Here is a 21,474-nt window from a genome sequence, read left to right as displayed (position 1 = left end):
TGTTTTCGGCGTGTATCCCTGATCTTTCGTCCATGCCCTGCCACGGCCGGGCTTTAACAGGCCCTCCTCATGACACTTCGTGACCCCACGAATCTTTTACGTGAGCTGCATCCGCATGCTGCCGGTGCCCTAGAAGCGGCGGCAAATCTTTGCCAGGCTCGTATGCACGGCGAGATCACGCTCGAGCACCTGCTGCTCAAACTGATTGAGTGTGGTGGCGGTGATGTTCCAGCCATTCTCCGTCATTACCGCATCGATCTCGACGCCGTTTGGAGAGCCCTGCTGGCGGCGATCGACCGTTTTTCCCACGATTTGCGTGGCAAACCGGCATTGTCGCGTGCATTGGCCGATGTGCTGCAGGATGCCTGGTCGCTCGCGTCGTCCGGCGATGAGCTACAGCCGATCCGCTCTGCGCATCTGCTGTCGGCCTTGGTCGAGTCGCCGCATGGGCTGCGTGCTGCGGATGCGTGGCCCTTGCTCTCGATAAGCGCGGCACAAATCCAGCGGCTGATACCGGTGTTGGATCGGGAGTCTGTGGAAGCATTGGCCGGCGACGTTGCTGATAGCCTCGAAAGCCATAAAAGCGCGACATACGATGATGCATCCGTGTCCGGTAAATCTGTTTCAAGCATGGCGAGCCGTACCGCTAATGAGGATGCACTGGCACGGTTTGCCATCGACCTGACCGCCCGGGCCCGCGATGGCCTGATCGATCCGGTCTTCGGGCGGGATCGCGAGATCGCGCAGATGATTGACGTGTTGGGCCGTCGTCGTAAAAACAATCCCATCCTGGTGGGTGAGCCGGGCGTCGGCAAAACGGCCCTGGTGGAAGGGCTTGCTTTGCGCGTGGTTGAGGGGAGTGTCCCGGCCTTGCTGCGCGACGTGCGTATTTTGACGCTGGATCTTGGATTGTTGCAGGCCGGCGCGGGCGTGAAGGGCGAATTTGAGCAGCGCCTCAAAAACGTCATCGACGAAGTTCAGCGCTGCGCCACACCGGTTCTTCTGTTTATCGATGAGGCGCATACCCTTATTGGCGCCGGTAATAGCGTGGGAGGCGCCGATGCGGCAAATCTGCTCAAGCCGGCGCTGGCGCGCGGCGAGCTACGTACCATTGCGGCCACAACCTGGTCTGAATACAGGGAATATTTTGAACGCGACGCGGCATTGGAGCGTCGTTTTCAACTCATCAAGGTGCATGAGCCGGACGACGCCGCAGCGTGTCTGATGATGCGTGGCCTGATGGATCGTTATGCCACTTACCACGGGGTGCATATTCTGGATGAGGCGCTGGTCGCGGCGGTGAAGCTGTCGCGTCGTTATATTCCTGATCGTCAATTGCCCGACAAAGCGGTAGACCTGATCGATACCGCCGCGGCGCGTGTGCGCAAGGGCCTGGAGTCACCGCCGGTGGAGCTGCTTTGCGCTCGCGCCGAGGTGGCTGCGCTGGAGCGAGAGCTTCAGGTTGCCGAATGTGATCGACAGGCAGGGGCTGGGGTGCCGGATGCGCGTCTGCACCTGATTCGAGCGCAACTCACCGAAGCGCATGCTTCCATGAATGTCTTGCGGGAATGCTACGAGCAGGCGCTGAGCCAGGTGACCGCTTTCCATGGTCGGCGTGACAGTGAGGCAGGTACCACGCCTGCTGCGTTAACCGCCGCGCGCCAGATGATCACGCGGACGCAAGGTAAGACGCCCATGGTATCCCCGGATGTCGATGCCGCCGCGATCGCGCGCGTAGTGGCCGAGTGGACGGGCGTTCCGGTCGGGGATTTGGTCGAGGATGAAGTTGTCGGTCTTCTTGCGCTGGAAGGTCGGATGGCCGATCGTGTTATTGGGCAGCGCGATGCGCTCGCCGCGTTGGCGCAAAGCTTGCGTACGGCCCGTGCCGGTGTGAAAAACGAGCATTCGCCGCTCGGTGTATTTTTGCTGGTTGGACCTTCGGGTGTCGGCAAAACGGAAACCGCGCTGGCCTTGGCGGATCTGTTGTTTGGGGGCGAAGCTTCTCTGACAACCATCAATATGTCTGAATATCAGGAGGCGCACACGGTGTCCCAGCTTAAGGGGTCTCCGCCAGGCTATGTCGGTTACGGGCGGGGTGGTGTGCTCACCGAGGCGGTTCGACAGCGTCCCTATGGCGTGATCCTGCTCGACGAAGTCGAAAAATCCCATCGCGACGTGCGGGAAATTTTCTATCAAATCTTTGACCGCGGCAGTATGCGAGACGGAGAAGGGCGCGAGGTGGATTTTCGCAACTGCGTCATCATTATGACTTCCAATCTCGGCGCCGAGCGGATCATGGATCGGGTTGATGCGGATCCGACGATCAGCAGCGAAACCTTGCTTGCCGATATTCGCCCCGTTCTCACGGATCACTTTCAAGCCGCCTTGCTCGCGCGTTTCCAGCCTATTGTTTATCGGCCACTGGATGTGGACGCGCTGGCGGCCATTGTGCGCATGAAGTTGGCGCGCACCAGTGAGCGACTGCAGCGCCAGCACGGCATGGCGCTCTACTGCGACGATGCGTTGCTGGTCGCTCTGGCGGAAGCCTGCTTGGTCAGGGAGTCCGGCGCGCGCAATGTGGATAGCCTGCTGAATGTGCAAGTCTTGCCGGCATTGGCGGGCGAAATCCTGCTTCGCATGCAAAGCGGCGAGATGCCGGACGAAGCGCGGTTGAGCCTTTCTGAGTCTGGTGGCCTTGTCATCGATTTTGTGAATCACGTGGGTGTGCCTGACACAGCCGCGGTGGTAATGGACGCATAAAATGGCAAGCGATAGGTCGATCGGGCCATCTTTGTACGAGTTGCTTGCCGGCCACGTTGGCGGGGTTCCGCTGGACGAGCGTGACGAAGCTACGCAAGAAATTCTTAGCGTAATGGAAAATCTCAAGCAGATTCTCAACACGCGAGCGGGCGCGCTTAAGCATCTTCCCGATTATGGGCTGCCGGATCTAAGCCAGATCTATCGTGCGTTACCCGCTTCGGCTCATTTGCTGAAAACACAGATGGAGAAAACGCTGCTTGCTTATGAGCCGCGCATTCGCTCCATTGATCTGGAGTTGCTGCACGATACCGACCCCGGCATGTTGGTCAGCTACGATCTTACCTGTCATCTGAAAAAGGCCGGCCTGGTGCGTTATGGTACGCATTTTGACCCAAGCGGACGAACCTTGATGCAATGGCGTGGGCGCTGACTGATCGAATGCGCGGTGCTTTACTGATGGTTTTTCTGTTTGCCTCAGCCGTTTGTCACGCGGATTGCATTGACGAGGCGTCGAAATACCATCAAGTACATTCCTATGTATTGCGCGCCATAGCGTTTCAGGAGTCGCGCATGAGGCCGTGGGCGGTTAACCACAATAACGATGGCAGCACGGATTTTGGCATGATGGGCATCAATTCCGTCCATCTGTCCGAGCTGGATCGCTATGGCGTGAAACCACACCAGTTATTCGACCCGTGTGTGAGTGCCTATGTGGCCGCGTGGTATTTGCGCCAGAAGATGGACAAGTACGGCAACACCTGGCGGGCGGTGGGCGCCTATCATTCGGAAACACCGCAAGCGGGTGCGGTGTATGCGGCGCAGATAAAAAGAATTCTGCATTCCTGGGGGTTGGGTCAGCGCGAACCGGTGCGGTAGCCCATTGCCTCGGCGGCGGCTTCGAAGCGTTCGATCACTTCGCCAATTTCGATCAGATCCATCACGCCGGGGCGTTCGATCTTGCTGCCCCAGAGAATCTCACTGGCCGGTTTGCCGAAGTATTTGCGTGAGGCGGCGTCGTACTTGTCGACGCACCAGCGACGATCTGAGTAAGGGCCCGAGCGTGCCGGATTGCTCGCCGCATGCAGGCCCAGCACCTTCATGCCGACCGTGTTGGCCATATGCATGGGGCCGGAATCCGGTGTAAGCAGCAATTGCGCACGGCAGAACATCGCCATCAATTTCTTGAGTGTGTCCTTGCCGGTAAGGTCGATTGGCTGGTGATGACAAGCGGCCAGCACGGCGTCGGCCATGCCGCGCTCGCCGGGCGAAGGGCCTCCAATCAGCACGACGCGCCAGTCGTGGGTGGCGGCATGGTCCATTACGGCGGCATAGCGCTGCGGCTGCCAATTGCGCAAGGCATGGCTGGATGTAGGGCTGACCAGCAAGGTGGGTTGATCGCCGGGCAACTGTTCTGCGGCCCAGGCGTGATCCTCATCGGCAATCGGAATATCCCAACGCACGTCAGTCTGCTTCAGGCCCAGCGGCTCACAGAAACTGCCGATGGCTTCCAGCACGTGTTCGCCGGTGCGGGCGGGAATGCGTTCGTTTATGACCAGCCCGTGCAGGTCCTTAGCGCGTGCATGGTCGTAGCCAACCCTGCGCTTTGCGTGGATACCCAGGCTCAAAAGGTTCGAGCGCAAGGCCACCTGCATCTGCAGCAGGGCATCGAATTGCTGGCCGCGCAAGGCTTCTTTCACCGCGCGCATGCCGGCCCAGCCGGCACCTTTGTCGAAGGTGACGAATTCCACGCCCGGCAGATCACCCACCAGCTTGCGTTCCAGCTTGCCCACGATCCAGGTCAGCGATGTCTGCGGCCATGCCTGCTGCAACGTGCGGACCAGCGGCACCACATGGGTCACATCGCCGATGGCGGAGGTGCGGAGCAGGCAGATGGATTGAGGAGCGGACATGTAGAATCGCCAGACAATGAACCAGGGCGGAGCCGCAGCAGCACCGATGCACGAACAACTGCGCCAAGACACCGAAGGTGCGATTCTGTTCGACGCCAGCCTGTCGCCACAAGTCGACGGTTACTGGTTTGATCCCGAGTATTGGCGGGGCCGCGCTGCCTTGCGTACCCAGGCGGGCGGGCGCGGTGGGGTCGCCGTGATCGATACGCCAGCCGGTGAGTGCGTGCTGCGCCACTACCACCGCGGCGGGATGGTGGCGGCGCTGATGGGGGACCGCTATCTGTGGACGGGAGCGGATCGCACGCGCAGCTTCGCCGAGTTCCGCCTGCTGCAGGCCTTGGCGAAGTTGGAACTGCCGGCGCCGCAGGTTGTGGCGGCCCGCTATCAGCGGGCTGGTTTGCACTATCGCGCCGATCTGATTACGCGGCGTATTCCGGAAACGCAGACGCTGGCCGAATCCCTGGCCGGTGGCCGTCTGGATGCGGAGCTGGCGCAAGAGGTCGGCGCCTTGGTGGCGCGCTTCCATCGCGTGGGTGTCTGGCATGCCGACCTCAATGCGCACAACATACTGGTGGCATCTTCCGCGTTGTATCTGATCGATTTCGACCGTGGCCGCATACGTTCGCCGGGGCAGGGTTGGCGCATGGCCAACCTGCAGCGGCTGCGTCGCTCATTGTTCAAGCTTGGGGCGGCCGCGGAGGGTGAGGCGGCGTTTGATCAGACTATCTGGGCACCTCTTATGTACGGCTACGAGCGTACGCTGAGCGCATGAACTGGCATCTGCACTTTCTGGGCACCGGCGCCGCGCACGCGGTCGAACTGGGTTCGTCATCGGCGGTACTTGAGCGCGATGGCAAGCCGCTGTTGCTGATCGATTGCGGCCCCGACACGCTCGACCGCTACCTGGCTGCCTACGGCGAGCCGCCGCAGAACCTCTACATCACGCATACGCATATGGACCATGTGGGCGGCCTGGAACGGCTGTTCACGCGCTTGTGGTTCAACGAGGCGCTGCGCGGAAAGACCCGCGTGTTTGCGCATGCCGCGCTGATTCCCTGGCTACAGGCGCGCGTGGCGGATTACCCCGGCGTCCTGGCCGAGGGCGGCGTGAATTATTGGGAAGCCTTTCGGCTTGTCCCGTGCTCGCGCGGCTTTTGGCTGGATGGACTGTGGTTTGATGTGTTCGCTACCCGCCATCACCGCCCGGGCACGTCGTTCGGTCTGGCATTGAGTGGATGCTTCGCCTTTACCGGCGACACGCGTCCGATTCCGGAAGTATTGGCGCATTACGCGGAGAGGCAGGAGCTGATCGCGCACGATTGCGGGCTGGTGGGCAATCCTTCGCATACCGGCATCGATGATATCGAGCGCGAATACGATGCGTCGCTGCGCGCGCGTTTGCTGCTTTATCACTATGGCAGCGTCGCTGACGGAGCGGCCTTGGCGGCGCGCGGATACAAAGTTGCCGCTGCCGGCGAGCGCATCGCCTTGGCCGTGCCGCCACCGCCCAGACCGGACGCAGGCTGAATCGCTCTCTTGTCTGAGACGAACCCAGACGTTATGCTTCCGCTTCTTTGCCGGGCTCTGACGGCAATGTGGTCAATGCGTGCGGAGAGATGTCCGAGTGGTTGAAGGAGCACGCCTGGAAAGTGTGTATACGGCTTATCCCCGTATCGAGGGTTCGAATCCCTCTCTCTCCGCCAGTTATTGAAAGGTGCGACGGCGTGGACGCTGGCGCAGGAGTAAGGAGTTCAAGGAAAGAGAGAGAGGGTGAGAACCCTCGTGGTTCGACAAATTCGTCTGGAACGAATTTGGACAGCCGAAGGCTGGTCCCTCGCGCTAGCGAGGGATGAGGCCCAGGGAGGGGCCGAACAATCCCTCTCTCTCCGCCAGTTATTGAAAGGTGCGACGGCGTGGACGCTGGCGCAGGAGTAAGGAGTTCAAGGAAAGAGAGTGGGTGAGAACCCTCGCGTTAGCGAGGAATGAGGCCCCGGGAAGGGCCGAACAATCCCTTTCTCTCCGCCAAATACAACGAGATGGGTGACGGCGGTTATTGAGCCGGTGTCCATCCCGGGCCTCGATGCCCACCCCTATGGTGGCCCCGTCGGTCCCCCCGCGACGATAGTCCGCAAATCCCGCCAGGTCCGGAAGGAAGCAACGGTAGTGGATGATTCGGGTGCCGGGGTGTGGCTGGCGGGGCCGCCGCCTTTTCCGGTCGCTACATGTGCGCATGACTTGCCTTGAACGACTTGGCACAATCGGCTTCTGGCCCTACTGCCTTTGAGCACCCTCATCGCATGTCCTATCAGGTACTCGCACGTAAGTGGCGTCCCCGCAAGTTCGCCGAACTCGTCGGTCAGGAACACGTCGTACGAGCCTTGACGAACGCCCTGGACAGCGGGCGCATGCATCATGCCTATCTGTTCACCGGCACGCGCGGCGTCGGCAAGACGACGATTGCACGCATCTTCGCCAAATCGCTCAATTGCGAGCGCGGCGAATCGGCCGATCCCTGCGGCGAGTGTTCGGTGTGCACGGCGGTCGATGCCGGTCGTTTTGTTGACCTGCTCGAAATCGACGCGGCCAGCAATACAGGCGTGGATGATGTGCGCGAAGTGATCGAGAACGCGCAATACGCCCCGGCGCGTGGCCGCTTCAAGGTGTACCTGGTGGACGAGGTGCACATGCTCTCCAAGCCGGCCTTCAATGCCTTGCTGAAGACGCTGGAAGAGCCACCACCGCATGTGAAATTTCTGCTGGCCACCACCGATCCGCAGAAGCTGCCGGTGACGGTGTTGTCGCGTTGCCTGCGTTTCAATCTGAAACGCTTGTTGCCCGATCAGATCGCCGGGCAGATGCGCCACATCCTGGGCGCGGAACATATCGAGTACGAAGATCCCGCCATCGCCGAACTGGCGCGGGCGGCTGACGGTTCCTTGCGCGACGGCCTGTCTTTGCTGGATCAGGCAATTGCCTATGGCGGTGGTTCGCTGAAGGCCGATGAGGTGCGGGCCATGCTTGGCAGTGTCGAGCGTGGGCAGGTGCTTGGCCTGCTCGGGGCGCTGGCTGCCGGCGATGGTCAGGCCTTGATGGCGGAGTGCACACGCATCGCGTCGTTCTCCCCGGATTTCGGCAGCGTGCTGGATGATCTCGCCGCTGCCCTGCATCGCATCCAGCTCATCCAACTGGTGCCCGGTTATCGGCCGGATGCCGGCGATGGCGACGACAGCGCCTTGATCGGGCTGGCCGAGCGAATGACCGCCGAGGACGTGCAGCTTTACTACCAGATTGCCACTACCGGCCGCCGCGACCTTGCCTTGGCGCCCGATGCGCGCACCGGCTTCGAGATGGCCATGCTGCGCATGCTGGCGTTCCGCCCGTCGGATGATGCGACGCCGGCGGTGGCTTCGGGCGGCCAGCGCAGCACGTCCGCGCCGCCGCAGCGCGCGCCCATGGCGTCATCTGCGCCAGCACCGGCTCAGGCATCGCAAAGCGTACGTCCTGCCGCAGCGCCTGCTCCTAATCCGGGGGCATCGCGTGAACCCGCGGCTCCCGTGCAACGAGTTGCCGATGCAGGTGGCCTTCCCGATTGGGAAGCGCTGATTCAGCGCGCGGATCTGCGCGGGCCGCTCGGTCAGCTGGCGCAGAATTCGGCATTGCATGGACGGGAAGGCAACACCCTGGTGCTTGCCCTGCAACCTATGTACATGCACCTGGCCGTCGAACCGATGGTAGGCCAGATGGCAGAGCGCTTGAGCGAAGTGATGGGCCAGCCGATCAAGTTGCGCTTTGTCGGTGACAGCCAGGGCGCTGCGCATACGCCGGCAGCACGTGCGGCCGTGGCGCGCAGTGAGGCGCAGTCGGCGGCCGAAGCTTCGATCGAGGCCGATCCGATGGTGCAGGCACTGAAGCGTGAATTCGGTGCGCGAGTAGTGCCGCAATCCATCAAACCTTTTGAATCCTAAGGATGCTCTGACCCATTTTGCGTAGGTGGCATGATGTCCAGAAGGCTCTCAGGGTGTGTTGCGCGGCACAGGGAAGGCTGGGTGCCTTTGCAAGCTGCGCGGCACGGCCTGAGAGTCTTCTGGACATCACCCCATCAAATCCAATCCACTCGCTGGGGCCGGCTCTGTCCGTCCGTATCCCTTTCGGCCCATCGGTCCAACAGACAGCCAGTCTGCTTTCACCGATGGTCCTGTGGCCTGCGAGCGGACAGAGTTGGTGACACCTACGCAAAATGGATCAGAGCATCCTTAATCCCGGAGTACACGCTATGAGAGGACAACTTGGCCAGCTGATGCAGCAGGCGCAGCGCATGCAGGAAGACATGAAGCGCGCGCAAGAAGAGATCGCCAAGCTTGAGGTTACCGGTACGTCCGGTGGCGGACTGGTCAGTATCGTGATGAGCGGTGCGCATGAAGTGCGCCGCGTGCAGATTGACCGCAAGCTGTTTGCCGACGATCCGGAAATGGCCGAAGACCTGGTGGCCGCGGCGATCAACGATGCCGTGAACAAGGTAGCCGAAGCGAGCAAGAACAAGCTGGGTGGCGTTACCGCCGGCATGAACCTGCCGCCTGGTTTCAAGATGCCGTTTTGATCACCTCCAGATAAACCCGCTCCCGTTTGAGGAGCGGACGCCAAAGCAAGAGCGTGTTGAATGAGTGCATCTCCCCTCCTCAGTGAACTCATCGAAGCCCTGCGCTGCCTGCCTGGCGTGGGCGGCAAGAGTGCGCAACGCATGGCCTTCCATCTGCTTGAGCGCGAACGCGAGCGCGGTATGAAGCTGGCCTCCGTGCTGCAGCAGGCGATGCAGAACATTGGTCATTGCACGCGCTGCCGCAATTTCAGCGAGACCGAGGTGTGCGCGATCTGTGCCAGCAGCAGTCGTGATCGTCACGTGCTCTGTGTGGTGGAGTCGCCTACCGATCTGGCCGCCATCGAGCAGGCCACGGGTTACCGCGGCCAGTACTTCGTGTTGATGGGGCGCCTGTCGCCGCTGGATGGCCTGGGGCCGGAAGAGCTTGGCCTTGGACTATTGAGCGAGCGCCTGGCCGAAGGTGAAGTGGAAGAGCTGATCCTGGCCACCAATCCCACCGTGGAGGGCGAGGCGACAGCGCATTATCTGGCGCAACTGGCGCGTGCCGCGGGTATCCGGCCGACGCGGTTGGCGCATGGTGTGCCGCTGGGTGGCGAACTGGAATATGTCGATCGCGGCACGCTGGCGCACGCATTTGGCAGTCGGCAATCCGTGGAATAAACGGCCTATAACAGAGGAAACGCTTATGAGTGACACCATCTTCGGCAAGATCGTACGCCGCGAAATTCCGGCCGATATCGTCTATGAGAACGATGATGTGCTGGCGTTCCGTGACCTCAATCCGCAGGCGCCGGTGCACGTGCTGTTCGTGCCCAAACGGGCCATTGCCACGTTGAACGATGCCACGGCCGCCGATGCCGAGCTGCTCGGCAAATTGCTGTTGGCTGCGGCCAGCTATGCCAAGAGCCAAGGGTTCGAAAAAGAGGGTTATCGCACGGTCGTCAACTGCAACGAGCAAGGTGGCCAGACCGTGTTTCACCTGCATGTGCACTTGCTTGCTGGTCGTCGGATGACGTGGCCGCCAGGTTGATGAGCAAACCGAACCCAGCATAAAAAAACGCCGGCGGATGCCGGCGTTTTTTGTTGAGCGATCGATCGGTGATCAGCGGCGACGCCCGCCATAATAAAACCCGCCAAACCCACCGTACCAACCACCCCAGCCGCCCCAATACGGACCCCACGGGCCCCACGGACCCCAATATGGGTCATACCAGCCCGGGTAGTACGGATAACCTACCAAGACGGGTTGCTTCGGCCACAGATAAACCACATTGGCTTCGACGCGTGGATAGCTGTAGTCGTAATCGCCGACCTTGCGGGTCATCGTGCCCTGGATCGTACCGGTAACGGTGATCTCGCGACCCGGCTTGAACACTTCCGGATCGTAGAAACCGGCACGGCAGGCGACGAAGCGGCCCTGGCTGTTGTTGTTGTCGTTGACCGGGCGGGCCTGGTTATCAAGCGGACGGCCCAGCACATAGAAGCAGGTCGACTGCTGACCGGGCTCGGTGCTGATGATGTTGCCGCCCCAGCGTACCTGCGTGCCATTGGCAGCGCTTTGCTGGGCATTCAACGAAGTGACGTTGGCGTAGTTGCCTTGCAGCGGCTGCGGTATCGTGGCGCAGGCGGACAGCAGGGCGCCGACTGCTGCGAGGCTGAGAATTCGTAAGAGGGGAGACATGGTGTTTTTCTCCATCATGGGCGGTTGCATGCTACATCGTTGCGCTGACGTTAGACCACTCGGCGCGGCTGGAAATTCCGTACAGCCCGTCGGAACGTGCGCAAGGATTCAGGGGAAGGTACGACAGTGGCATAGCGCAAATCGATATAGCACCTCATCAATTGGTCCAGTTCGGCACGTTGTGCAGGTAACGCACGGATGGCGCGGCGAAGGTAATTTTGCGGCCCCTCGCTGCGCCCGCGGGCGATCCCTGCATGGGCCAGCTTGCGCTCCAGCGCACGCATGGCCGCAAGGGCAGGATCACCCTCCGGTCGGCGCCACAACGCCCACGACAACCCGGCTACGCCAAACACTGCCATGCTGATAGCCAGCAGTTTTTCCAGCGTGCCGGTATCAAGCTCGCGGATGCCGAATGGGGTCAACAGTCCGCGTTGGCGCAATGCGTCGAAACCGATAACGCCTTCATTCCACCATCGGTTGACGATGTCCCAATGGTTGCGCATCGATTCCCATAAACCAGATTCGTACCAGGGCAGCAACGGGTTACTTCCTGCTGCGTCTGCGCCCAGGTTGATACGTTGCGGGCGTACCTCCGCCGTGGGGTCGACCCGCACCCAGCCTCGCCCATCCAGCCACACTTCGCTCCAGGCATGCGCATCGGAATTGCGCACCAGCAGATATTGGCCGACGTTGTTCCAGAACCCGCCTTGATATCCGGTCACGACACGTGCCGGTATCCCGGCTGCGCGCATCAATACGGTGAAAGATGATGCGTAGTGTTCGCAAAAACCTTCGCGGGTGTTGAACAGGAAGTCGTCCACCGCGTCGTGGCCGAGCGGCGCGGGAAGCAAGGTGTAACTGAAGCCGCCGTCATGAAACATCTGCAGCACGGCCCGTATGATCGCGCCATTGTCGCTGCCATAGCGTTGGCGAAGCTGTGCCGCCAACGCATGGGTGCGCGGATCGAAGTCGCTTGGAAGCTGTAATGCAAGCATGCGCGTGGCAGGTTCGAGCGTGGCTTGGTACCGATAGCGCAGGGCCGAGCGAAGCGTGTAGTCCAGTACCTCGTCGACGGATTTGTCGGCAAAGACTTCACCATCCGCATGCATTTGCGATTGCGCCGGGGCGTGCAGCGGCATGTCCAGGGTCGGCAGCACATGCTGGTGGGTAGGCTCGAGGCTGATGTGATAGTCGATGGTGCTGCCGGCTTCGATGGCGGCGGGCACACTGGGGGAGTCATTGCGCCTTGTCCAGTCCTTGCCGTTGTAATCCCACATCAAGTAGGCACGAAAGTAGCGCTGGTTCTTCGGTGGCGGTGTGCCATCGAAGCTCACCCGCATGGCCGCACTGTCATCGGTCAGCAACTCGGTGAAGTCGCTGGGCGACATCTGGTCGCTGAGCCCGGTCTTGGCCGCCTGTTGGGTCGAAGTGCCCCACAGCGGGGAGTTGAGCCGGGGTACCAGTACAAAAGCGGTAAGCGTCAGCGGCAACGATGTCACTAGCAATACCAGCGCCGGTAGCAACTGGCGTGGCAGGTTCACGGGTATCTGGGTGGGTTCGAGCGATCGCCAGGTGGTCAGCGCCGGCAGCAGACCAAGTGCGACGACCAGGGTCGCGATCAGTCCCTGCCCAAACAGCAAGGCGGCCATCAATAGAAAGCAGGCAAAGGCCGCTGCGACACGTGCGTCGCGCGGCCCCTCGCTTTCGGTCAGTTTCAGTACCAGCAGGCCACAGGCCAGTGCCGATCCCGGATCACGACCGAACACATTGCCGTAATCGAGGATGATCGCCGCGACCAGCAGAAGCAGCGCCGGTACTTTCAGCCACCCAGGGATGCGGCCGGGCCGATGCTGGCGTTGCCACCAGCGCAGGGCCAATGCGGCGGTGAGCGCTGCAGTCAGCCATAACGGTAGATGCGCGGCGTGGACGGCCAGGACGAACGCGGTCGTCAGGCATAACAGGCCAAAACTGCGGTCACTCAGCCGCACCGGTGCACGCCGGTGTCTGCGAAACCCGATCATGGCAGCAGCGCCAGGGCACTCATGCAGCGCGCGTAATGAGCAGGACCGTCGCCCAGTTCAATCACTTCGTTGGGCAGCCACAGGCTCCATTGCCGTCCTTGTGACTGCGCTTCGCCCAGCCAGCGGGCGAGGCGGGCAATGCGCGCTTCGTTATCCATGCCGCGCAGCTGCCGCCAGTCCAGCCGCCACTCCTGGCGGGCTTCCGGTTGCTCGTAGTCTTTCACCAGCAGGCTTTCGTGGCGTGCGCTGGCTTTCCATGCCACATGGCGCATCGAGTCGCCGCTGCGGTAATCGCGCAGGGCGGCCAGATCTTCGCCACGATGCAGACGCTGGCGGCGATGATCTTCAACCGGTAGCGTCGGAGCGGGGCCGGATAGTTCTGGGCGGGGCCATACCAGTACGGCGTAGTGGGGATGCATCCAGCTCCATGCACGGAAGAGTCCCAGCGGCCAGGTGGTCCAGATGCAAAAGCGCGGCATGCTGAGCCAGCCGCGACGCTCGGTGGGAATGCTGACGGTGACATCCGTGCGCCCCTGCACGTCGAAAGCACGCGTGCCATCCGCGATATCCAGGCGCACCGCCTGTCGCAGGCGTGTCGCCTCGAAATCAAAAGTCACATCGATCGGCTGCCCGGCGGTGGCATGTCCGGCACGCAGGCCGCGTACGCGCAAGCCATTGAGGGTGCGAAAGGCGACCAGCATGCTGATGGCCGTCGCCGAGCCGAGCATGCACGTCAGCAACAGGGCGGCGTTATTCGAATAATTGAGACTGCCGATCAGCATCACCAGCAAGAGCAGGGTAAACGCCACGCCAAAGCCGGTAGGCAGGATATAGACGCGCCGCCGGTGCAATTCGATCGGCAGTTCTTCCAGTCGGCGGTGCCGCGTCAGCGCCGGCAGCCGCCGCTCCGCCCATTGCTGTATGCGCTGGAGCTGATCGCGCATCAATCGACGGCGACTTCGCTCAATAACGTGCGTGCCAGTGCCTCGCCGCTCGCGCCGCGTGCGGCGACGAGCCGATGAGCGGCCAGAGGGACGAACAGCGCCTGGATATCTTCCGGCAACACGTGGCCGCGATCGCTAAGCATGGCCCATGCGCGTGCGGCAGCCAGCAAGGAAAGGCCGGCACGCGGCGACAGCCCTACCCGGATATCGGGATGGCGGCGACTGGCGGTGAGCAAGGCCTGCAGGTAATCGATCAAGGCCGGGCTGGCGGTGATGGTTTGCACCTGCCGATACAGCGCGCCAAGGCCGGCGGCATCCAGCTGGGGTGTCAGGCGCGTCAGCAGATCGCGGCGATCGATGCCGGTCAGCAGTTCGCGTTCGGCGCTGGCGTCAGGGTAGTCGAGCGAGACACGCAGCATGAAGCGGTCCAGCTGTGAGTCGGGCAGCGGAAAGGTGCCGGCCAGATCCAGCGGATTCTGGGTCGCCACCACAAAGAACGGTTCGGGCAAGGCGTGCGTCTGGCCATCTACCGTGACCTGTCGCTCGGCCATCGCTTCCAGCAGGGCGCTCTGTGTTTTCGGGGTGGCGCGGTTGATTTCATCGGCCAGCAGCAGGCCGGCAAACACCGGCCCGGGATGGAAACGGAATTGCCCCGTCTCGCGCTCGTACATGCTGACCCCGATAATGTCGGAAGGCAGCAGATCGCTGGTGAACTGCACGCGCTGAAAGTCGAGCGCGAAGCTTGCCGCCAGCGCATGTGCGAGCGTGGTCTTGCCGACGCCGGGTACGTCTTCCAGCAACAAGTGTCCACCTGCGATAAGGCAGGTGAACGCCAGTTTGACCTGACGTGCCTTGCCAAGCAGCACCTTATTGACCTGGGTGATCGCAGCGTGGAGCTGCTGCTGCAGGTTTTCATCACGAAGCGGAGTGATGGCTGACATGAGTTTATGGGGGGCGCGGACAGATTCGGGGAATGGCGCCAGTGTAGTCGCCGGCCTTGCAGGCTGGCGAGCGGCATTCGTCACGATCTTCCTGTGCCTGTTCGGCGTGAAGCTGGTGTTGGCCGCGACGCTTCAGCCCTTCGGCGATGAAGCGTTTTATTGGCAGGAAAGCCGGCATCCCGCCTGGGGCTATAGCGATCTGCCGCCGCTGACCGCATGGCTGATTCGGCTGGGTGAGGGCTTGGCAGGGCATGGCGTGCTGGGCATGCGCTGGGTGTTCCTGCTGCTGGGTAGCTGCCTGCCGTGGTTGCTGGTGGCTTTTGGCCGCCGCGCCTTCGGTGCGCGTATCGGCTGGCAGGCGGGCTTGCTGTGCCTGTGTTTGCCGTTGGCGGGTAGCCTGGGTGTGATGGCGATGCCCGATGTGCCGCTGACTGTGGCCGGCGCCGCGGCCATGTTGGCGCTGTTGCGCGCCATGGACGACAACTGCTGGCGCGACTGGCTGCTGCTGGGTGTGTCGCTGGCGGTTTGCTGGATGAGTCATTACCGCGCCGCCATGTTCATGCTCGCTGGCTTGTCGCTGTTGCTGCTGACGCCGCGTGGCCGCTCGCAATGGACGCGCGGCGGTTTCTGGCTGGCCATGGGTATCGCGGCACTCGGTTTGCTGCCGTTGGTGATTTCCAACTGGCAACAGCATGGCGCGGGTTTGGCTTTCCAATTGGTCGAGCGCAATTCGTGGCGTTTTCATGCAGACACATTGGTTCAGCCCCTGGAACAGGCGGTGATCTGCACGCCGCTGCTGTATGCCTGTCTGCTCTGGGCCGCCTGGCGTTGTTGGTGCCGGCGACGTGAGGGTGGTCCGTGGGATGTCATTGCCGCGCTGTCGATGACCTTCATCGTGGTCTATTTCGTGGCAGGGCTGTTCGCGGACGATCAACGCTTTCGCGTGCATTGGCCATTACCCGGCTATTTGCCCTTGCTGGCCGCGCTTCCGGTGTTGCTGCGCGAGGTCCATGCGCCACGCGTCTGGCGCGTTGTTGCGGTTGCAGGCGCCGCTCTCGCCTTGTGTGCGCAATTGGCGGGTCTGTTTTATCTCGGTTTGGCCGCCTATCCGGGCACGGCTGCATGGCTGGGCGCGGCACGTGCTTTCCCGACCGCCTTTATCGGCTGGAAAGAGAGTGCGGATATTGCCAAGGCACAACTTGCATCGGCGCCGGCCGTGCTGGTTGCCGACAATTTCATGATGGCGGCGGAACTCGATTTCCAGTTCGACGGGCAGCGCCCGGTCTATACGCTGGATAGTCCATTGAACGTCAAATACGGGCGCGCTCCGCAAGTGGCACTGTGGGGGCTGGATGAAAGCGCGCTGCACCGCCAACACGCGGGAGAGTCTGTGTTGCTGGTGGTTGACGAGCATGCTTTGCGTGAGCGCGAACGTGCGTCGTGGTTGGGATCTTTATGCGCGCGAATCGAGGGCCTGCAGCCCGCGCAACGGCTTAGCCTGTTTGATCGTCGCAAGAGCGTGGCGTTCTATCACGGCCATATTGGCAACGCATGGCCCGTGAGCGTGACTCATCCTGGCGAGTGCATCGCGTGGCGTGATGCGGCCGCAGGGGAAGAATGATCAGGGGACGTTGACGCCCGCGTCGCGCAGCAGTTGCGCCAGCGCGATCAATGGCAGGCCGATCAGGGCGGTTGGATCGCTGTTTTCGATCCGCTCGAACAGACTGATGCCCAGTCCCTCGCATTTGAAACTGCCGGCGCAGTCGAGTGGCTGTTCGCGTTCGATATAGCGAGTGATTTCTGCTGCATCGAGCACACGAAAATGGACCCGGGTGAGATCGAGATGCGTGCGCGGCCGGCCATCGCGTGTATCGAGTACACACAGTGCGGTATGAAAATGCACGGTGCGGCCGGAGCAAGCCGTAAGCTGCTTATGCGCGCGTTCAATCGAACCGGGTTTTTCGAGCAGCACACCGTCGAGTTCGGCAACCTGGTCCGAACCGATCACCAGGGCATCGGGCAGGCCGGCACCCGCATCGGTGGCTTTGGCGATTGCCAGCCGCATCGCGCGTATGGCGGGGACTTCGCCCGCCAGCTCGACTTCTTCGGTCCCGGGCGCCCGGGGCTCGAAGTCCAGGCCAAGGCGGCGCAGCAACTCGGCCCGGTAGCGTGAAGTGGAGCCGAGCACCAATCGTCTTGCCGTCACGATGAGGAATCCTGCCGGATGTGTTCTCGCATGGCGCTGTCCAGTTCGCTCTGGGCCTGACCCAGCGCCTGGAGCAGGGGGAGAAGCCGCTGGCGGGTCTGTTCCATGGCCTGGGTGGCGTGATCCAGCTCGGCCTGGGTGGCCGTGGGTGCGCGATCGCGGATCCAGATGCGTTGCTGCAACAGGGCGCGCAACCCGGCATCCACGGCGTGGGCAGCCTCCTGCTCGCTGGCTGCCGGCAGGTCCGGGTTGAGCGACATCACCGCATGGGCCTGCTGCAGCCGGGTCCGGCAGGACTTCAGGTCAGCTTCCAGTCGGTCGGCCAGTTCCAGCAGGCTCCGCAGGCTGCTGGTGCGCCGGGTCATCCGACGCAAAAGATAGGTACCGCTCAGGGCAATGGCCAGTAAAATGAACAGGATGACCAGGCCGAACGTGAGGTAGGTGTCCACTTAACAAGTGTCGGCTCAGGCGGGGGTAGGCGCAGTCTGCCGTATGTGCCGGGTTCAGGCAAAGGCGGATGATTGGCGCCGTGACGGGGTTAGCGGGCCGGTGGGATTAGCCTCGCGCGGTTGACTTGGGTATACTTAAATACTTACTATTTCCCGGTTATGTCCGTGACACTGCCAGAGTCCGTGGACGCTTGGCGCATGGTTTCGGCGCGGCGTTCGTTCCAGGGGTCCCTACCCATCGCTGCAATGCCTCGTCTTTGCGAAGCGCTGGCGGATGATGCTGGTTCAGCGACATATGCGCTCGATTTCGGTCGGGATGAGTACGGTACGGCCTATGTCGACGTTCGTGTCCAGGCGCCTCTGTGGCTGGTTTGCCAGCGCACACTTGAGCCGTTCGTCATGCCTGTCACGGTTGACAGCCGGTTGGGTTTGATCCGCTCCGAGCGCGATGAATCCGCGTTGCCGGCGGGAGTCGAGCCGCTGCTGGTGGCCGAGGACGATAAGCTGAGTCCGGTCGATGTGATCGAGGACGAATTGTTGTTGGCGCTGCCGCTGGTGCCGGTCAATCCGGACAGCGTGTTGCCCGAAGAAGTCACACGCCCGCCGGTGGAAGCCATATCCACCGAAGAGCGTCCCCAGAACCCGTTCGCGGTACTGCGCGAACTCAAGAAGAACTGATTAAGCTGGAGAACCACCATGGCCGTTCAAAAGAGCCGCAAGACCCCGTCCACCCGCGGCATGCGTCGCTCGCATGACAAGCTGAGCACCGTGCAGCTGGCCACCGATCCGACCAGCGGCGAAGTGCATCGTCGTCACCACGTGACGGCCGATGGCTACTATCGCGGCAAGAAGGTGATCGACACCAACGTTTCAGTGGTCGAGGAAGACTGAGCTAGTCCTGGAGCCTTTACAGGCTTCCGAGCCCGGTTCGGCAGGCGGCGCGGTGACGCGCCGCTTTGCGTTCCGGTGTCTGGCAACGTAACGTTGCGGTCTTGGTGTCGATGTCACCCGCGCGGCGGATGGGGGCAGGGCACCTTCCGCTTGCTGATGGATATTCAATGGCTCAGATCTACTCCCGCATCCTCGCCACTGGCAGCGCACTGCCAGAGCGCGTCCTGACCAATGCCGATCTTGAAAAGTTCGTCGATACCAGCGACGAGTGGATACGCGAACGTACCGGCATTCGTCAACGCCATGTCGCGGCCGAAGGCGAGACCACGGGCGACCTGTCCACGCTGGCCGCGCAGCGCGCGCTCGATGCAGCCGGGGTCAAGGCGTCGGAGCTGGACCTGATCATCCTGGGCACCACCACGCCCGATATCATTTTTCCGTCGACCGCCTGCCTTGTGCAGCATCGTCTTGGTGCGAACGGTTGCGCTGCGTTCGATGTCAACGCCGCCTGCTCGGGCTTCGTGTATGCGCTGGGCGTGGCCGACAAGTTCATTCGCAGCGGCCAGTCGAAGAAAGTGTTGGTGATGGGCGCTGAAACCTTGACCCGCATGATCAACTGGGAAGAGCGCGAGACCGCCGTGCTGTTCGGTGACGGTGCTGGCGCCGTGGTATTGGAGGCATCCAGGGAGCCGGGCATTTACGCTACTTGCCTGCATGCCGATGGCGGTCATAAGGAACTGCTGTACAACCCGGTTGGTGTTTCTGTCGGCTTCAAGGACGAACCCAACCACGGTGTGCGGATTCGCATGTCTGGCCGTGAGGTATTCAAGGTAGCGGTGAAGACGCTGGATTCGCTGGTCGAGGAAACGCTCGCCGCAGCCGGCATGCAGGCGTCGCAGCTCGACTGGCTGATCCCGCATCAGGCCAATCTGCGCATCATCGAGGCCACTGCAAAACGCCTGAACATGTCGATGGACCAGGTGATCGTGACCGTCGACAAGCACGCCAACACCTCGGCCGGTTCCGTACCGCTGGCGCTCGACTATGCCGTGCGCTCCGGCAAGGTGAAGCGTGGCCAGAATCTGCTGCTGGAAGCTTTCGGCGGCGGTTTCACCTGGGCTTCGGCATTGCTGCGCTATTGATCCGTTGATCACGGCGCATGAATAGATGGTTACGGCTTCGTTTGTGCCTGGTGCCGTGACCATTTCCGCAGCCTGAAAGAGTGCGCCCTGTCCGCTTCGGGCAGGGCGTTTTCATGTGCAAGCCACGAATACGGCTGCGTATGCGCGCCGATGCTGGCACCATTACGCTTTTCATTTTGAGGGACAGCCATTCCCTATGCGTTCCGCTTCGCTTGCTTTTGTTTTTCCCGGCCAGGGTTCGCAATCGGTCGGCATGCTTGCCGATTTGGCCGCTGCCCATGGCGACGTGAAAGCTACCTTTGACGAAGCCTCGCAAGGGGCGGGTATCGACCTGTGGACATTGAGCCAGCAGGGCCCGGAGGACCAGCTCAATCGCACCGAAAACACGCAGCCTGCCTTGCTGGCAGCGAGTGTGGCGGTGTGGCGCGTCTGGCAGAAGCTCGGCGGTGCGCAACCTGCGCAACTGTCAGGGCATAGCCTGGGTGAATACAGTGCGCTGGTTTGCGCGGGTGCTTTGTCGCTGCATGACGCGGCGGCCCTGGTGGCCGAGCGCGGCCGTCTGATGCAGGCTGCGGTACCGGCCGGCGTCGGTGCGATGGCGGCGATTCTCGGTGGTGACGATCAGCAGATCGCCGACGTCTGCGCGGAAGTTGCGCAAGGGCAGGTGGTTGCGCCCGCCAACTTCAATTCCCAGGGGCAACTGGTGATTGCCGGTCACGCCGAAGCGGTGGATCGCGCACTGGCCCGTCTTGCCGAGCTGGGCGTAAAGAAGGCCGTGAAGCTGGCGGTGTCAGTGCCCTCGCACAGCGCGTTGATGCGCGACGCGGCCGACAAACTGGGCGAACGCATGGCATCGATCAACTGGCAGTTGCCGGTTATTCCTGTGGTGCAGAACGCCGAGGCACGCATCTATGCGTCGCTGGACGACATTCGCGGAGCACTGCAACGTCAGCTGTATCTGCCGGTGCGCTGGACCGAGTGCGTACAGGCGTTGGTTGCCGGCGGCGCGACGCGCATGGCCGAATGCGGCCCGGGCAAGGTGCTGGCGGGTTTGATCAAGCGTATCGACAAGAGCGTCGAGGCGCGTGCCATCGGTACGCCGGCTGATCTGGATGCCGCGCATAGTGAATGGGCTTCATGAAGTCAGTTCGATCACTGATCAAGGACATCGAAGGATGAGCACATTGCAAGGCGAAATTGCGCTGGTTACCGGTGCCAGTCGTGGTATTGGCGCAGCCATTGCCGATGAACTGGCCGCCATGGGCGCCACGGTCATCGGCACGGCCACCAGTGAAGCGGGTGCCGCCGCGATTGGCGAGCGCCTCGCCGCGCGCGGCGGTCATGGGCGTGTACTCAATGTGACCGACGCCGGGGCGGTGGAGGCACTGATCGATGACATCGCCAAGCAATTCGGTCCGGTGTCGATCCTGGTCAACAACGCCGGCATCACCCGCGACCAGTTGCTGATGCGCATGCGCGATGAAGATTGGCAGGTGATCCTGGATACCAATCTCACCTCGGTTTATCGCACCTCCAAGGCGGTGATGCGCGGCATGATGAAAGCGCGCAAGGGGCGCATCATCTCCATTGCCTCGGTGATCGGGCTGACCGGCAATCCGGGCCAGGCCAACTATGCGGCAGCCAAGGCCGGCATCATCGCGTTTTCCAAATCGCTGGCGCGCGAGATCGGTTCACGCGGCATCACGGTCAACGTGGTTGCCCCGGGCTTTATCGATACCGATATGACGCGTGGCCTGCCTGAGGAGTCCAAGCAGGCCCTGCTGGGCCAGATCGCACTGGGCCGCCTGGGTGAGGCCGCTGACATTGCCAAGGCCGTGGGCTTCCTTGCATCACCGGCGGCCGCTTACATCACGGGTGAGACCCTGCATGTGAATGGCGGCATGTACATGCCCTGAGCGGGGCGGACTTGAA

The 21,474-nt window shown here is 62.1% G+C and carries 22 protein-coding genes, 1 tRNA gene and 1 other RNA gene; 17 read left to right on the top strand and 7 right to left on the bottom strand.

Features of this window, described 5'->3' with window-relative positions; all coding sequences use genetic code 11:
- Nucleotides 1–69 precede the first annotated feature (69 nt).
- From tssH to ISP19_RS10825, 3 genes are read left to right on the top strand one after another with little or no spacing between them, the layout of a single operon-like run.
- The gene (gene tssH, locus ISP19_RS10835; protein ID WP_204681822.1) at nt 70–2,760 is read left to right on the top strand and encodes a type VI secretion system ATPase TssH; all 2,691 of its coding nucleotides are present in this window, start codon (nt 70–72) and stop codon (nt 2,758–2,760) included.
- A 1-nt stretch (nt 2,761) separates the two neighbouring features.
- A complete protein-coding gene (gene tssE, locus ISP19_RS10830; RefSeq protein WP_204681814.1) occupies nt 2,762–3,190 on the top strand; it encodes a type VI secretion system baseplate subunit TssE in 429 nt (142 codons plus the stop codon).
- The gene (locus ISP19_RS10825) at nt 3,175–3,636 is read left to right on the top strand and encodes a transglycosylase SLT domain-containing protein (RefSeq protein WP_204681804.1); all 462 of its coding nucleotides are present in this window, start codon (nt 3,175–3,177) and stop codon (nt 3,634–3,636) included. The genes tssE and ISP19_RS10825 overlap by 16 nt, the downstream gene beginning before the upstream one ends.
- Here ISP19_RS10825 and ISP19_RS10820 read toward each other — a convergent pair.
- Complete coding sequence (locus ISP19_RS10820) at nt 3,615–4,670, bottom strand: glycosyltransferase family 9 protein (protein ID WP_204681802.1); 1,056 nt, start codon at nt 4,668–4,670, stop codon at nt 3,615–3,617. The two genes, ISP19_RS10825 and ISP19_RS10820, sit on opposite strands and share 22 nt — an antisense overlap.
- Nucleotides 4,671–4,716: 46 nt before the next feature.
- Here ISP19_RS10820 and ISP19_RS10815 point away from each other — a divergent pair, with 46 nt between their 5' ends.
- From ISP19_RS10815 to ISP19_RS10780, 8 genes are all read left to right on the top strand, one after another.
- Entirely contained in the window at nt 4,717–5,442 is a 726-nt protein-coding gene (locus ISP19_RS10815) for a 3-deoxy-D-manno-octulosonic acid kinase (protein ID WP_204681800.1), read from the top strand.
- On the top strand, nt 5,439–6,197 hold the full coding sequence (locus tag ISP19_RS10810) for an MBL fold metallo-hydrolase (RefSeq protein ID WP_204681798.1): 759 nt from the start codon (nt 5,439–5,441) through the stop codon (nt 6,195–6,197). The genes ISP19_RS10815 and ISP19_RS10810 overlap by 4 nt, the downstream gene beginning before the upstream one ends.
- Before the next feature lie 83 nt (nt 6,198–6,280).
- A tRNA-Ser gene (locus ISP19_RS10805) sits at nt 6,281–6,373 on the top strand.
- Between the two features lie 399 nt (nt 6,374–6,772).
- Nucleotides 6,773–6,869, top strand: an RNA gene (gene ffs / locus ISP19_RS10800) — signal recognition particle sRNA small type.
- A 98-nt stretch (nt 6,870–6,967) separates the two neighbouring features.
- On the top strand, nt 6,968–8,635 hold the full coding sequence (gene dnaX / locus ISP19_RS10795) for a DNA polymerase III subunit gamma/tau (RefSeq protein WP_204681796.1): 1,668 nt from the start codon (nt 6,968–6,970) through the stop codon (nt 8,633–8,635).
- A 308-nt stretch (nt 8,636–8,943) separates the two neighbouring features.
- Nucleotides 8,944–9,267, top strand: coding sequence for a YbaB/EbfC family nucleoid-associated protein (locus tag ISP19_RS10790; RefSeq protein WP_204681794.1), 324 nt, complete (start codon nt 8,944–8,946; stop codon nt 9,265–9,267).
- Nucleotides 9,268–9,327: 60 nt separating this feature from the next.
- On the top strand, nt 9,328–9,927 hold the full coding sequence (recR, locus tag ISP19_RS10785; RefSeq protein ID WP_204681792.1) for a recombination mediator RecR: 600 nt from the start codon (nt 9,328–9,330) through the stop codon (nt 9,925–9,927).
- A 25-nt stretch (nt 9,928–9,952) separates the two neighbouring features.
- Nucleotides 9,953–10,297 carry a histidine triad nucleotide-binding protein gene (locus ISP19_RS10780; protein WP_204681790.1) on the top strand — a complete coding sequence of 115 codons (345 nt, stop codon included), beginning with the start codon at nt 9,953–9,955 and terminating at the stop codon, nt 10,295–10,297.
- Nucleotides 10,298–10,369: 72 nt separating this feature from the next.
- On the opposite strand, the gene ISP19_RS10775 is transcribed toward ISP19_RS10780, so the two are convergent.
- From ISP19_RS10775 to ISP19_RS10760, 4 genes are read right to left on the bottom strand one after another with little or no spacing between them, the layout of a single operon-like run.
- Nucleotides 10,370–10,948 carry a Slp family lipoprotein gene (locus ISP19_RS10775; protein WP_204681788.1) on the bottom strand — a complete coding sequence of 193 codons (579 nt, stop codon included), beginning with the start codon at nt 10,946–10,948 and terminating at the stop codon, nt 10,370–10,372.
- A 50-nt stretch (nt 10,949–10,998) separates the two neighbouring features.
- Nucleotides 10,999–12,969, bottom strand: a complete 1,971-nt coding sequence (locus ISP19_RS10770; protein ID WP_204681786.1) for a transglutaminase TgpA family protein — start codon at nt 12,967–12,969, stop codon at nt 10,999–11,001.
- Nucleotides 12,966–13,913, bottom strand: coding sequence for a DUF58 domain-containing protein (locus ISP19_RS10765; RefSeq protein WP_204681784.1), 948 nt, complete (start codon nt 13,911–13,913; stop codon nt 12,966–12,968). Before ISP19_RS10765 ends, ISP19_RS10770 begins: the two co-directional genes overlap by 4 nt.
- Entirely contained in the window at nt 13,913–14,854 is a 942-nt protein-coding gene (locus ISP19_RS10760; RefSeq protein ID WP_204681782.1) for an AAA family ATPase, read from the bottom strand. Before ISP19_RS10760 ends, ISP19_RS10765 begins: the two co-directional genes overlap by 1 nt.
- On the opposite strand from ISP19_RS10760, the gene ISP19_RS10755 reads away from it, so the two are divergent.
- Complete coding sequence (locus ISP19_RS10755) at nt 14,853–16,475, top strand: ArnT family glycosyltransferase (RefSeq protein ID WP_204681781.1); 1,623 nt, start codon at nt 14,853–14,855, stop codon at nt 16,473–16,475. The two genes, ISP19_RS10760 and ISP19_RS10755, sit on opposite strands and share 2 nt — an antisense overlap.
- On the opposite strand, the gene ISP19_RS10750 is transcribed toward ISP19_RS10755, so the two are convergent.
- Both ISP19_RS10750 and ISP19_RS10745 read right to left on the bottom strand, forming a co-directional pair.
- A complete protein-coding gene (locus tag ISP19_RS10750) occupies nt 16,476–17,060 on the bottom strand; it encodes a Maf family protein (RefSeq protein ID WP_204681780.1) in 585 nt (194 codons plus the stop codon).
- Nucleotides 17,057–17,509 carry a hypothetical protein gene (locus ISP19_RS10745; RefSeq protein WP_204681779.1) on the bottom strand — a complete coding sequence of 151 codons (453 nt, stop codon included), beginning with the start codon at nt 17,507–17,509 and terminating at the stop codon, nt 17,057–17,059. The genes ISP19_RS10750 and ISP19_RS10745 overlap by 4 nt, the downstream gene beginning before the upstream one ends.
- A 198-nt stretch (nt 17,510–17,707) precedes the next feature.
- On the opposite strand from ISP19_RS10745, the gene ISP19_RS10740 reads away from it, so the two are divergent.
- From ISP19_RS10740 to fabG, 5 genes are all read left to right on the top strand, one after another.
- A complete protein-coding gene (locus ISP19_RS10740; RefSeq protein WP_204681778.1) occupies nt 17,708–18,187 on the top strand; it encodes a YceD family protein in 480 nt (159 codons plus the stop codon).
- 18 nt (nt 18,188–18,205) lie between these two features.
- On the top strand, nt 18,206–18,400 hold the full coding sequence (rpmF, locus tag ISP19_RS10735; RefSeq protein WP_115476792.1) for a 50S ribosomal protein L32: 195 nt from the start codon (nt 18,206–18,208) through the stop codon (nt 18,398–18,400).
- A gap of 167 nt (nt 18,401–18,567) precedes the next feature.
- A complete protein-coding gene (locus tag ISP19_RS10730) occupies nt 18,568–19,542 on the top strand; it encodes a beta-ketoacyl-ACP synthase III (RefSeq protein ID WP_204681777.1) in 975 nt (324 codons plus the stop codon).
- 196 nt (nt 19,543–19,738) lie between these two features.
- Nucleotides 19,739–20,683, top strand: a complete 945-nt coding sequence (gene fabD, locus ISP19_RS10725) for an ACP S-malonyltransferase (protein WP_204681776.1) — start codon at nt 19,739–19,741, stop codon at nt 20,681–20,683.
- Nucleotides 20,684–20,717: 34 nt separating this feature from the next.
- Nucleotides 20,718–21,458 (top strand): 3-oxoacyl-ACP reductase FabG, encoded by a 741-nt coding sequence (gene fabG, locus ISP19_RS10720; RefSeq protein WP_204681774.1) that lies wholly within the window; start codon nt 20,718–20,720, stop codon nt 21,456–21,458.
- The last annotated feature ends 16 nt before the right edge of the window (nt 21,459–21,474 follow it).

The sequence above is a fragment of the Dyella flava genome (assembly GCF_016904955.1).
Classification (GTDB): Bacteria; Pseudomonadota; Gammaproteobacteria; order Xanthomonadales; family Rhodanobacteraceae; genus Dyella_B; species Dyella_B flava.
This window is presented reverse-complemented; position numbering and strand designations above follow the sequence as displayed.